Here is a 12,618-nt window from a genome sequence, read left to right as displayed (position 1 = left end):
GAGAAGTACCGCACCGGACCTGGTCCTAGCGTCCGGGATGACCACCCCGGCGACGAGGAGGACGACATGGCCGAAGCGGACAACAAGGCGTTGTTCCGGCGCTTCGTGGACGCGATGAACAACGGCGACTTCGAGACCGTGCTCAGCGTCTGGTCGCCCGAGATGGTGCACCACAGCCGGGCCGGCTCGTACGGCCGGGACCGGGTGGCCTCCCTCATGGGTGGTTTCCGGCGGGCGTTCCCGGATTTGCGCTTCCACATCGAGGAACTCGCGGCCGACGGCGACCTGCTGTTCTCCCGGATGACCGCCACGTGCACGCACAAGGAGGACTTCCAGGGCATTCCCGCCACCGGTCGCACGATCAGGGTCCAGGTGATGGGCGAACTGCGCATTGTGGACGGACGGATAGTCGAGCACCGCAACGTGATGGACGAGCTGCACTTCCTCAGCCAGCTCGGCCTGGTCGACGAGCGGCTGCTGTCCGCGATCCTCACCTGACGTGCGGGTCGCGGTCATCGGCGCGGGCCCCGCGGGCCTCGCGGTCACGCTCGCCCTGCGCCGCGCGGGGATCGACGCGCGGTGCTGGGAACGGGCGCGAGAACTGCCCGCCGAGGGCACCGGCCTGACCCTGTGGCCCAACGGCCTCGCCGCACTGGACCGCTTCCACGCGGGCGACGTGGTCCGCGCCGCGGGCCTGGCCGCCGAGGGCATCGCGATCCGCACCGCCGGCGGCCGGACGCTGCACCGCTTGTCATCGGACGACATGGAATCGGTCGGTGGCAATGGGATCGGCGTGCACCGCGCCGAACTCGTGGCGGCCCTGGCGGGCCTGCTGCCGCGCGGGACCGTGCGTTACGGGGCTGAGTGCGTCGGTGTCGAGACGGTGGGCGGACGGGCCCGGGCCGTGTTCCGCGACGGCACGTCGACGGAGGCCGATGTCGTCGTGGCGGCGGACGGCGCCGGCTCCACCGCACGTGCCGCGATCGGCCTGGACGTCCCGTGGCGAGGCGGTGGCAGCACCGTGTGGCGGGCCGTGGTCGAACTGGGCCTGCCGCCCGGCCCGGGGCTGCTCACCATGGGCGGTGACCTCTCGGTGGGGGTGTGGCGGCTGCCCGGCGACCGGGTGTACTGGTTCGCCTCCGGACCCCGACCCGGTCCACGTCCGCCGGACCGGTTGCGCGACTGGCACGAGCCCGTGCCGGAACTGCTCGCCGCCACGCCCACCGAGCGGTTCGTGGTCACCGGGGTCCGGGACCGGGGGCGCGCCCGCTCGTGGCACCGGGGCCGCGTCGTGCTGGTCGGCGACGCCGCGCACCCCGGGCTCCCGCACATGGGCCAGGGCACCTCGCAGGCGTTCGAGGACGCGCTGGTCCTCGCCGACCGCCTCAGGTCCACAGTGGACGTCGCGGCGGCACTGCGGTCGTACGAGGAGTCGCGGCGCAAACGCGCCGAGGCCGCCAACGCGCAGGCGCGGGCGTTGGCCGCGGTGGGCGCGTGGCACCACCCCCTCGCCTGCCGGCTCCGCGAGACCGCGGTCGCGGCGATGCCGAGAGCACTGCGGTTGCGGCAGTTGGCCGCGTTGTTCCGGTTGCCGCGCTGACGGCACAGCGCAAGCTGTGAGAAGTCGGCACCCGCGCCCGGTGCCAGTCTCGGTCCATGACGACCGGCCTTCCCGGCGGCGCGTTCGCCGGCATCCCCGCGCCACCCGACTTCGACCTCACCCGGCGCGCGACCGCGTTCGAACCGCTGGGCGGCAAAGCTTTCCCGGTCGCGCAGGACCGCTGGGAACGACTGGTGACCACCACGACGACCACGGCGCCCGCCGACCGCGTGTGGGCCGCGCTCACCGAGCCGGCGCGACTGCGGGAGTGGTTCGCCGTCCCGTCCGGCGAATGGGCGGTGCGCGGCGCGGAGTCCACTTTGGACTTCGAGGACGGCGAGTTCTTCTACTGCGCCACCAGCCGCAGCACGCCGCCGACCGGCACGCAACCCGGCGTGCTGGAGCACCTGTGGCGGTGGAACGGCATCGGCCCGGCGGCCCGGGTGACGTGGACGGTCGCACCCGGCCCGGACGGGACCGCGGTCACCGCGGTGGAGGAGGCGACCAACCCGCCGTCGGACTGGCGGTCGTGGAACGGCATGGGCTGGCCCGGCATCCTCGACCAGCTCACCGCGCACCTGCGCACCGGGGCCAACACCCGGTGGACGTGGCGGCGGATGGGCCCCTACGTCCAGACCCCGCTGCCGTTGATGCCGTTCGCGGCGTGGGAAGCGCTGACCAGTCCCGGCGCGGTGAAGCACTGGTTGCAGCGCTCCGCCGGGTCGCTCGCGCCCGACGACGAGCTGACCCTGGTCATGGGCGACGCGAGCGGAACGGTGCGGATGCGCGTGACCAGGCTGGTGGACAGCGGCCAGCAGTTCCCGTCCTACCTGCCGAGCCTGGACTTCGAGCTGCGCCGCCCCTCCTGGTCGCGTGCGCTCACCGGGCACGTGTGGATCGAGCCCGCGGGCTTGGGCAGCAGCCTGCTCCAGGTGTTCCACTCCGGCTGGGAAGGGCTCGACGTGCCGGACCCGGTCGCCGAGCGCAGGCTGCTCACCGCCTTCTGGATCGACGCGGGCACGCGGGCGCAGTCGCTGTGCGGGCCCCGGCCCGGTCCCGGCGGCCCCCACGGCTGGTCGGCCGGCGGCGGGCCGCCCGAGCGGCGACCCGAGCCCGACCTCGCCGCGACGTTCGGCTTCGCGCAACGCGTCATGGCCGACCTCGGTGGTGGCATGACCGGGCTGCTCGGCGCGCTGGGCGTGCGGCTGGGCCTGTTCGGCGCGCTGGCCGCGGGCCCCGCGGGCAGCGCGGAGCTGGCCGAGCGCACCGGGTTGGCGGAACGGCACGTGCGGGAGTGGTTGTGGGGCATGACGAGTGCCGGTTACCTGGAGGTGGAGGACGCGCGGGAGCGGTTCACGCTGCCCGCCGCGCACGCCGCCGTGCTGGCGCACGAGGAGTCGCCCGCGCACCTCGGGCCGGGTTTCGAGCTGATGGCGTCGATGGCGACCGTCGTGGACGAGGTGGCGGCGGCGTTCCGGGAAGGGCGTGGCGTGCCGCACGAGCGTTACCCGGAGGCGCTTTACGCCGCCATGCGGCGGATGAGCGCGACCTGGCTGGACCGGCAGCTCGTCGACGAGTGGCTGCCCGCCGTGGACGGCCTGGTGGCCCGGCTGGAGCGCGGTGGCGCGGTGGTCGACGTGGGCAGCGGCGGCGGTGCGGCCCTGATCGCGCTGGCGCGGCGGTTCGGCGCGGCCGGGTTCGTCGGGTACGACCTGCACGCGCCCGCCGTCGCACGCGCCACCGAGGCCGCGGCCCGAGCCGGGGTCGCCGAGCGGGTGCGGTTCGAGCGCGGTGACGCGGCGGAAGCCCTGTCCGGGCCGCTCGACCTGGTCACGATGTTCGACGTGCTGCACGACGCGCCCGACCCGACGGCGTTGTTGCGCGCCGCGCGGCAGGCGCTCGCCCCCGCGAACGGCGTGCTGCTGGTGCTGGAGAGCAAGTCGGCGGCCGACCCGCGGGACAACACCGGGCCGGCGGCGGCGGTCCTGCACGCGACGAGCACGCTCTACTGCGTGCCGACCGCGCTGGCCGACGGCGGTCCGGCGCTGGGCACTCTCGGGCTGCCCCGGGGGAAGCTGGTCGAGCTGGCGACCGCGGCGGGGTTCGGCTCGGTGGTCGAGGTGCCGGTGCGCAACCCGCTGAACTCGTTGTTCGCCCTGCGCACCTAGACCGTCCGGGCGTGTGCCGATCGAGTGGCGCGGCGTGGAACCGGCACCGCGGTGCGAGTAGGTTACTTGAAACGCATATAGCGATCTGGGAGGGCGCGGTGCACGACTCCACGGTGCGCGTGGGAGCGGAGGTCGATCGTCCGGTCGAGGTCACCTGGCGGGCACTGGTGGAGCCGGCGGAGGTGGGCCGGTGGTTCGGCGACCTCGACCGCCCGTGGGAGGTCGGTCGGCCGTCGCGGATCGACTTCGGCGACGGCGACTTCTTCGTCGCCACCCCGCTGGCGGTGGTGGCGCACCGGTCGCTGGAGTTCGAGTGGAGCTTCCTCGGCGTCGGCCCACCCGCCCGCGTCCGGTGGGCCGTCGGCGTGCTGCCGCACGGCACCCGGGTCGACGTGGTGGACGTCGAGCCGGGCCGCGGCGCGGCCGAGGCCGGGCAGCTGCGGGACGGGTGGACCGACTTCCTCGGCCGCCTGGTCGGGTACCTGGACACCGGGCGCGGCACCCGGTACGCGTGGCGGGAGGACGTGGACGGCGCGGTGGACCTGCCGCCGGGTTTCGCCGCCCTGTCCCCGGACGAGCTGGTCCGGTGGCTGCCCGTGGCGACCGACGGGTTCACGCCGAGCTGGTTCTTCGTCGTGGACGCGGACGGCCCGCGCCGCTTCCCCGTGGTCGACTGGGTGGCCGCACCGGACCGGCTGGACTTCGGCGTGGAGCTGCCCGGCGGGCACCGCCCCACCCGCTGCGCCGTCCTGGTGGAACACGCGCCGTCCGGCACCCGCCTGCGCTTCACCCACGGCGGGTGGGCGACCGCGGGACTGCCGGACGGCCGCGCCGGCGAACTGCGCCGCCGCTTCGCCGCGACCTGGACCGCCGCGCTGCACGCGGCAGCCGACCTCGCCCGCCGCCGGCATGGCTGACCACGTCGCCGCCGCGCACGCGGCCCACCGACCACCCGTCGACCACCGCTCCCCCGCCCACCACGCGGCCGACCTCCACACGGCCGACCTCCAGACGTCTGCCCACCACGCGTCTGCCCACTACGCGGCCGACCTCCACGCGGCTGCCCACCACGTGGCTGATGACCGCGCGCCCGCCCACCGCTCCCCCGCCCACCACGCGCTCGACGACCGCACCGCGGCCGAGCAGTTCGCCGCCGTGCTGCGCTCCATCCGCTGCATCACCGACAACATCGGGGCGGGTCACTCCCTGGAGTCCCTGGCGCGGGCGGCGCGGTTCAGCCCCTACCACTTCCACCGGATGTTCCGGCAGATCACCACCGTCACCCCGGCGCAGTACCTGGCCGCCGCCCGGATGGCCGAGGCCAAGCGCCTGCTCGCGGCGACCCGCCGCAGCGTCACCGAGATCTGCATGGGCGTCGGCTACACCAGCCTGGGCACGTTCACCACCCAGTTCACCAGGCTGGTCGGCGTGTCACCGCGCCGCTTCCGCAAGGTGTTCGCGATGTTCGCCGACCAGCCCTTCGCCGCCGTGCTGGGCGCGATCGAACCCTCCCTGGCCCGCCCGACCCACGTGCAGACCACCGCCGTGGTCCTCGGCGGACCGACCGGCACGCCGGTGCTGGCGGGGCTGTTCCCCACGGCCGTGCCGCAGGGCCGGCCCGCCGCCTGCGCCATCGTGCCGACACCGGGCGTGGTCGGGTTCGGCGGCCTCGACGACGGCGACTACCGGCCGCTGGCCGTGGCCTTCCACCCGCGCACGTCGGTCGCCGAGGCGCTGCTGCCGGAGCACTGCTGGGTCGGCGCGGCCCGCGCACCCGTCGTGATCCGGGACGGCCGCGCCACCGCCGAACCGCTCCGACTGCACCTGAGCCCGCCGGGGATCACCGACCCGCCGCTGGTCCTCGCCCTGCCGCTGATCGTGGCCGCCGGGCTGGGCGCGTGACCGCAGGTGGGTTCCCAGCACGTGGCCTGGTCCGATCCCGGTCGCCGACCAGTGGTAGGAAGGCCGGGTGAGCAACGTGGAAGAGGGCCTCCGGGTGGCGCAGGACGAGGTCGTCAGCCTCGCCAGCGAACTGATCAGGATCGACACGACCAACACCGGGGATCCGGACACGCTGGTCGGTGAGCGCGCCGCCGCCGAGTGGGTGGCCGAGAAGCTGTCCGAGGTCGGTTACGAGACGACCTACGTCGAGTCCGGCGCGAAGGGGCGCGGCAACGTCGTCGCGCGGTTGAGCGGCGCCGACCCGTCGCGGGGCGCGCTGCTGGTGCACGGGCACCTGGACGTGGTGCCCGCCGACGCGTCGGAGTGGTCGGTGCACCCGTTCTCCGGGGCGGTGCAGGACGGTTACGTGTGGGGTCGCGGCGCGGTCGACATGAAGGACATGGTGGCCATGTCGCTGGCCATCGCGCGTCACTTCAAGCGGGACGGCGTCGTGCCGCCGCGGGACATCGTGTTCGCGTTCCTGGCCGACGAGGAGGCGGGCGGCGTCTACGGCGCCAAGTGGCTGGTGGACAACCGGCCCGAGCTGTTCGAGGGCGTCACCGAGGCGATCAGCGAGGTCGGCGGGTTCTCCATCACGTTGAAGGACGACGTGCGGGCGTACCTGGTCGAGACCGCGGAGAAGGGCATCCGCTGGCTCAAGCTCCGGGTGCGGGGCACCGCGGGCCACGGCTCGATGATCCACCACGACAACGCGGTGGCGAAGCTCGCGGCGGCCGTGACGAAGCTCGGGCAGCACCGCTTCCCGGTGGTGCTGACGCCGTCGGTGCGCGAGTTCCTGGCCGGCGTCTCGGAGATCACCGGCCTGGACTTCCCCGAGGACGACCTGGAGGGGTCGATCGGCAAGCTCGGCGCGCTGTCGCGGATGATCGGCGCGACGATCCGGGACACCGCCAACCCCACGATGCTCTCCGCCGGGTACAAGGCGAACGTGATCCCGTCGATCGCGGAGGCCACCGTGGACTGCCGCATCCTGCCGGGCCGCGAGGAGGCGTTCGACCGGGAGCTGGCCGAGCTGCTCGGGCCGGACGTGGAGCGGGAGTGGTTGGGGCTGCCGCCCGTGGAGACGACGTTCGACGGGGCGTTGGTGGACGCGATGACGGCGTCGATCACGGCGGAGGACCCGGGCGCGAAGGTGCTGCCTTACATGCTGTCCGGTGGGACGGACGCCAAGTCGTTCCAGCAGCTCGGTATCCGCAACTTCGGCTTCGCGCCGCTGAAGCTGCCCGCGGACCTCGACTTCTCCGGGCTGTTCCACGGCGTGGACGAGCGGGTGCCGGTGGACGCGCTCCAGTTCGGCGTCCGCGTGCTGGACCGGTTCCTGCGCAACTCGTGACGCCTGGTCCGCGCGTTCGCTCGTGACGTCCGGTTCGCCCGTTCGTTGGCCTCGGTGAGGGCTTGGACCTCGGTGGGGCTTTGAGCGGGCGGGCGCGGCGTGAGGGGTGGAGGGCGCATGATCGGCGAGCGGGTGTGGATGGACGACGGGACCGAGCTGCACGTGGTGCGCACGGGCCCGCCGGATGCCGAGGTGACCGTCGTGCTGGCGCACGGCTACGCGCTGGACAGCCGGAGCTGGCACCGGGTCGTCGCCGAGCTGCCCGCGGGGTTCCGGGTGGTCACCTACGACCACCGCGGCCACGGCGCGTCCGCGACCGCTCGCCGGGGGTCGGCGCGCGTCGAGCAGCTCGGCGACGACCTCGGCGAGGTGGTCGAGAAGGCGACGACCGGCCGCGTGGTCGTCGTCGGGCACTCCATGGGCGGCATGGCGGCGTTGGCGATGGCCGAGCGGCGCCCCCGCCTGTACCGGCAGCGGGTGGCCGGGGTGGTCTTCGTCGCCACACCCGTGACCGGGGCCGCGGAGACCTCGCTCGCCTGGCCGAAGGCGCTGGGCAAGCTGGTGCGCGAGCTGGAACGCGCCTTCGGCCCGCTGGTGCGCGCGGTCCGCGAGAGGGTCGAACCGGCCAAGGTCGCCGGGTTGCGGTGGTGGCTGTTCGGCGACCAGCCGCGGGCCGAGGACGTGGCGCTGACCGCCGAGATGGTGCGGGCGCACTGGCCGGAGACGGTCGCGTTGTTCCGGCCCGCGGTGGACCGGTACGACCGGGAGGCCGCGCTCACCGTCGCGGGTGAGCGGCCCGTGGTGGCGGTCGTCGGCGACGAGGACCGGCTGTGCCCGGAGTCCGACGCGCACGCGCTGGCCGCGGCGGTCGGCGGTGAGGCCGTGGTGGTCGCGGACGCCGGGCACATGCTGCCGCTGGAACGCCCCGCCGAGCTGGCGACGCTGATCACTCGGCTCGCGTTGAGTGACTAGCTCGATCACCTGGCTCCGTTGGACGGCTGGCTCGCGTTCAGCGGCCGGCTCGCGTTGGGCGACTGGCTGGGCACTCGCTGGGCGACTGGTTCGCTCGGGAAACCGGGCGGTGTCCCGCGCGTCGTTGATCCGGGTGGCTGGTGGGTCGATGTGCGGGCTGGTGGCGGGTCCGGTGTCCGATGGCTCCGGCATCCGGCGTAGCTGGTGGGTCCGGCATGTAGCTGGGTGCGGCGGCCGGCGTGTGGCTGGTGGATTCGGCGTGCGGTGGGCTGCGGTGGGTTGGCTGAGCGTGCGGCGGACGCGTCCGCATCTGGGCAGCGTTCAACCCCGCGTGCGTGTGCCTGGTGCCTCGTTGCCTCCCGCCGTGCCGCCTCCTCTTCTTTACGGCAACGAATTTGCCCGCCGAAAAGTTTCCGGATCGCGTCCGTTTCGCTATATCAGGTGGCCTTTCGAATCCGTGACAACCAAATGAACCATTCACCTGACAAGGTGTTTGCGCTGGTCACGTCCGTCCAGCCTCATGAAGGCGCACTGAACGGCCTACGGAAGTCGAACAGATCGAATGCGACGAGGCGGCCCGGGTCCACGTCAGAGCCGAGCGTTCTCGCGGCGGATCTGGGTGATCAGGTACGCACCGCCGCCCATGAGCAGGAGGAGCAGGCCGACTGCCAAAGGGAGGCCGGGGTGGTAGCCCGTGCTCGCCAACGGCTCGGCGGCGGGAGGGCCGGCGGCGGCCGGGGCGACGGTCAGGTGCACCGCGCCGGGCGCGGAGGTGACCTGGGCGCCGTCGGGGCCGGTGCCGGATGCGGTGGCGACGTTGGACACCCCGCCTGCGGCCATGTCGGCTGGGGTCGGTTCGTAGGTGGCGGTGCAGGTTGTGGTTGCGCCGGGGGCCAGTGGACCCTGCGGGCAGGTGGCTGCCGGCACGGCACCGGTGCCGGAGAACGCCACCTCATCCACCCGCACCTCGGTCAACGTCACGTTGCCGGTGTTGGTCACCGAGAACGAGTACGTGACGGTGTCACCGGGCGAGCGCACCTCAGCGGGCGAGACCGACTTCGTCATGGTTAGCGATGCGGTCCGCGGGATGGTCACCTCGGCACCGGAAGGGGACGACGTAATAGGGGGCAGGCCGGCCGGCGGTGTGGCGGTCGCGGTTGCCGAGTTGGTGATCCGCCCGGCGTCCACGTCGGCCTGTGTTGCCGTGTAGGTGGCGGTGCAGGTTGTGGTTGCGCCGGGGGCCAGTGGACCCGGCGGGCAGGTGGCTGCCGGGACTGCGCCGGTGCCGGAGAACGCCGCCTCGTCCACCCGCACCTCGGTCAACGTCACGTTGCCGGTGTTGGTCACCGAGAACGAGTACGTGACCTCCTCGCCCGCCGCGTCCACGCCGTCCGCCGACGCCGATTTGATCACGCTCACACCCGGCCGCCGGTCGGTGTCCACGGCGGTCTGGGTTTCCGGGGACCTGGTTGGTGTTGTGGCGCCGGGCGGTGTCCCCTCGGCGAACGCCGAGTTGGTGACGCGGCCGGAGTCCAGGTCGGGCTGGGTGATGCGGTAGGTCGCCGTGCAGGTGAGCACTTTGCCGGGCGCGAGCGACGACGCCTCCGGCGGGCAGTTGACGACGGGTTTGCCGCCGGTGCCGGAGAACGCGCCCTCGGTCAGCGTGACGTTGGCCAGGGCGACGTTGCCCGTGTTGGTCACGGTGAACGTGTAGGTAACGGTGTCGCCGACCGCCGAAACCGCCGCCGGCGACGCGGTCTTGGCCACGGTCAACCCGGGCTGCTGGGGGATGATCTCCAGCGTGGCGGGCGGTGCCGGGTTCAGGCCGGAGGTGGTGATGTTGTCCGGTCCGTTGACGTGCTTGCCGGGCTGCGTGCCGGTGACGTTCAGCGTGACCGTGCACGAGGTCATGCCCACCGAGAGGTCGCCGCGCACGGTCACCGTGTCGCTGCCGGAGGTGGCGGTGACCTGGCCGGCGGGGCAGTCGGTGGTCGCGGCCGGGTCGGTGACGACCAGGCCGCCGGGCAGCCGGTCGGTGAACGACCAGCCGTTCTTGGCGCCCAGCTCGCTGGTGTTGGTGATGGTGAAGGTGACCCGGCTGGTCTCGTACGGCAGCACGGACGGCGGGTCGAACGCCTTGTCGAGGTTCGGGGTGACGTCGAGGATGCGGATGTTGTCGAACGCGTGGTCGTTGCCGGCCCCGCTGCCGTTGTTGTTGACCATCGCGACACCGACGGACGAACCGCTCACCAGCACCGCGCTGTTGGCGGTGTAGGTCTCGACGCCGACGGCCGTCGCCGCCACGGTCCCCAGCGGGGGTACCGAGATCTCCGCCGCGCCGGTGCACCCGTCGAGTTCCGAGCCGACCGCCGTCCGGTTGCCGCCGTCGTCCACCAGGTAGAACTGCAACCTCGGGGTGGACACCTCGCAGTTCAGCGCGGCCACGTCGACGCTGAAGGTGAGGAACCGGTTCCGCGCCGTGAACGGCACGTTGTCCACCGTGCGGAACTCGACCAGACCCGCGCCCGGGTCGGCGCTGGTGTACGCGGACACCGCCTGGTTCCCGCGGGCCTGCGCATCGGACTGCCCCGCGTGCTTGCCCAGGGCGTAGGACAACTGCTGGACGCGGTTCCAGTTGCTCTGGTTCCAGCACTCGGCGCGCGACAACGCGCCGGGGTCGTCCACGGGCTGCGACGCCGAGGCGATGTAGCCGTTGCAGTTGGTCAGCCACTTGGGGTCGGCGGCGTACCGCTGCCCGGTCGCCCCGGCGTAGCCGTCGAGCTTGCCGGGCGAGCCGGTGTTGGGGTTGTTGTCGAAGTTCTCGGCGTAGACGGGGATCGGGGGGCTCGGCACGCCCGGTTCGGCCGACGCGGGCGGCGCCGCGATCGCGCCCGAAAGCCCGGCCACGGCCACGACGACGCCCAGCGCGATCCCCTTGCGCGCACCGGTGCGCCGCGGGACGCGGCGGCCGGCTCCCCGTATCGCCATGCTGCCCTCCAGAACACGGAAACAGTGCGCAACGTAATCGGGTTTCGCGGGTCGTACCGGATCAAGCCCATGCCGGTGCGCACTCAGCGTGACCCGCTGGCGCGGGAGGGCCAACGTGGTCAACCTGGCCGTGCGGTCGCCGGCGGGCGGATTCGTCACGCACCGCCGAACCACCACTCGGTCTCTTCACCCTGGTCGAGGTGAACCGCCCCGACAGGTGGTGTTTGCATGACACGACAACTCTCCGCGAGTGCTCGCCGCCGAAAAGCAGTTGCCCGCCACGGCGCAGGTGATTGACTACGCGACGCAACTCCCTTGTTCGAGGGGAAAGCCCGTGGCGACCGTGGACGACAAGCCGCGCGGACTGCGTGACAACCGGGATTTCCGGTTCTGGTGGGGCGGCACGGTGCTGTCCGCCATCGGCGACGAGGTCACGCTCATCGCGTTCCCGCTGCTGGTGTTGTTCCTGACCGGGTCACCGGTGCACGCGGGTCTGGTGGGTGGTGTGGCCGCGGTGCCGCCGCTGCTGCTGAGCCTGCCCATCGGCGTGCTCGTCGACCGGATGTCCAGGCGGGCGCTGATGGTCGGCGGCTCGGTGGTGAGCGCGTTGTCCATCACGTCCATCCCGGTGGCGTACTGGGTGGGCGAACTCGCGTTGCCGCACCTGTACGTCGTCGCCTTCGTCAACAGCGTCGCGGCGACCGTGTACCGGATCGCCGACACGGCGGCGTTGCCGCGCATCGCGGGCGAAGACCAGCTGGGCGAGGCGGCGGCCCAGAGCGAGACGATCTGGGGCATCTCCGCGATCGCCGCGCCGCCGTTGGCGGGCCTGCTGTTCGAGACCGCCGGCCCCGCGTCGCCGTTCCTGGTCGACGCCGTGTCGTTCGCGGCGATCATGGTGTGCGTGCTGGCGATCCGGGCCAAGCTCGGCGCGGACAAGCCGTACCCCGAGGTGTCCTGGCGGCAGGACCTCACCACCGGCGTGCGGGTCACCCTCGGCCGGCCGCTGATCCGCGCGCTGACCCTGCTGACCGCCGCCGGCGACTTCCTGTTCGCGGGGATCGGCCTGCTGCTGATCGTGCTGGTGCGGGAGAACGGGGCGTCCGGGCTCGAGACCGGCACCGTGTTCACCGCCGCGGCGGTCGGCGGCATCCTCGGCTCGATGGTGGCCGCCCGCGTGGAGGACCGCATCGGGATGCTGCCCGCCGTGCTCGGCAAGCACTGGCTCACCGCGGCGTTGTTCCTGCTGCTGCTGATCGACCTGCCCGGCTGGGCCACCGGCCTGGTGTGGGGCCTGATCTCGTTCCAGATCTCCATCCTCAACGTGATCCAGGTGAAGTACCTGATGAGCGTCATCCCCAACGGCGAGCTGGGTCGCGTCGAGGGGTTCCTGACGTTCATCGAGCAGGGCAGCCTGCCGCTGGGCTACGCGCTCACCGGCGTCCTGCTGGGCCTGTTCGGCACCGGCGGCACGTTGCTCGCCTACGAGACCGTGCTGCTCGCCCTGGCCGTCTTCGCGACGGTCAGCCGCGGCCTGCGCCACCCCGCCCGGTCAACGGGCTGACCGGCCCGCCGGGTCGTGCTGCCGGCGGGCC

Annotated in this window: 9 protein-coding genes; 8 read left to right on the top strand and 1 reads right to left on the bottom strand. The window is 72.9% G+C overall.

Going from position 1 to position 12,618, the window contains the following annotated elements; all coding sequences use genetic code 11:
• Positions 1-66: 66 nt before the first annotated feature.
• The 7 genes from KZQ38_RS30030 to KZQ38_RS30000 all read left to right on the top strand — a co-directional run bounded on the left by KZQ38_RS30030 (position 67) and on the right by KZQ38_RS30000 (position 8,035).
• Positions 67-498: an ester cyclase gene (locus KZQ38_RS30030; RefSeq protein ID WP_219446771.1), complete on the top strand. Its 432-nt coding sequence runs from the start codon at positions 67-69 to the stop codon at positions 496-498.
• 1 nt (position 499) lies between these two features.
• Positions 500-1,600, top strand: coding sequence for an FAD-dependent oxidoreductase (locus KZQ38_RS30025; protein WP_219446769.1), 1,101 nt, complete (start codon positions 500-502; stop codon positions 1,598-1,600).
• A 56-nt stretch (positions 1,601-1,656) separates the two neighbouring features.
• Complete coding sequence (locus KZQ38_RS30020; RefSeq protein WP_219446767.1) at positions 1,657-3,768, top strand: methyltransferase; 2,112 nt, start codon at positions 1,657-1,659, stop codon at positions 3,766-3,768.
• A gap of 98 nt (positions 3,769-3,866) precedes the next feature.
• Positions 3,867-4,685: an SRPBCC family protein gene (locus KZQ38_RS30015; RefSeq protein ID WP_219446765.1), complete on the top strand. Its 819-nt coding sequence runs from the start codon at positions 3,867-3,869 to the stop codon at positions 4,683-4,685.
• Positions 4,678-5,670 carry a helix-turn-helix transcriptional regulator gene (locus KZQ38_RS30010; RefSeq protein WP_219446764.1) on the top strand — a complete coding sequence of 331 codons (993 nt, stop codon included), beginning with the start codon at positions 4,678-4,680 and terminating at the stop codon, positions 5,668-5,670. Before KZQ38_RS30015 ends, KZQ38_RS30010 begins: the two co-directional genes overlap by 8 nt.
• A gap of 76 nt (positions 5,671-5,746) precedes the next feature.
• Positions 5,747-7,063 (top strand): M20/M25/M40 family metallo-hydrolase, encoded by a 1,317-nt coding sequence (locus tag KZQ38_RS30005; RefSeq protein WP_219447107.1) that lies wholly within the window; start codon positions 5,747-5,749, stop codon positions 7,061-7,063.
• Between the two features lie 117 nt (positions 7,064-7,180).
• Positions 7,181-8,035: an alpha/beta fold hydrolase gene (locus tag KZQ38_RS30000; RefSeq protein WP_219446763.1), complete on the top strand. Its 855-nt coding sequence runs from the start codon at positions 7,181-7,183 to the stop codon at positions 8,033-8,035.
• 588 nt (positions 8,036-8,623) lie between these two features.
• Here the strand turns inward: KZQ38_RS30000 and KZQ38_RS29995 are convergent.
• Positions 8,624-11,023 carry a CLIPPER-2 domain-containing protein gene (locus tag KZQ38_RS29995; RefSeq protein ID WP_219446762.1) on the bottom strand — a complete coding sequence of 800 codons (2,400 nt, stop codon included), beginning with the start codon at positions 11,021-11,023 and terminating at the stop codon, positions 8,624-8,626.
• 334 nt (positions 11,024-11,357) lie between these two features.
• Between KZQ38_RS29995 and KZQ38_RS29990 the strand changes: the two genes are divergently transcribed.
• Complete coding sequence (locus KZQ38_RS29990) at positions 11,358-12,587, top strand: MFS transporter (protein WP_219446761.1); 1,230 nt, start codon at positions 11,358-11,360, stop codon at positions 12,585-12,587.
• The last annotated feature ends 31 nt before the right edge of the window (positions 12,588-12,618 follow it).

Source organism: Saccharothrix obliqua (assembly GCF_019375475.1).
Taxonomy (GTDB): domain Bacteria; phylum Actinomycetota; class Actinomycetes; order Mycobacteriales; family Pseudonocardiaceae; genus Actinosynnema; species Actinosynnema obliqua.
This window is presented reverse-complemented; position numbering and strand designations above follow the sequence as displayed.

Coding starts and splice junctions, on each gene's coding strand:
- KZQ38_RS30030 (WP_219446771.1), top strand. CDS start 67: ATGGCCGAAGCGGACAACAAGGCGTTGTTCCGGCGCTTCGTGGACGCG.
- KZQ38_RS30020 (WP_219446767.1), top strand. CDS start 1,657: ATGACGACCGGCCTTCCCGGCGGCGCGTTCGCCGGCATCCCCGCGCCA.
- KZQ38_RS30010 (WP_219446764.1), top strand. CDS start 4,678: ATGGCTGACCACGTCGCCGCCGCGCACGCGGCCCACCGACCACCCGTC.
- KZQ38_RS30000 (WP_219446763.1), top strand. CDS start 7,181: ATGATCGGCGAGCGGGTGTGGATGGACGACGGGACCGAGCTGCACGTG.
- KZQ38_RS29995 (WP_219446762.1), bottom strand. CDS start 11,023: ATGGCGATACGGGGAGCCGGCCGCCGCGTCCCGCGGCGCACCGGTGCG.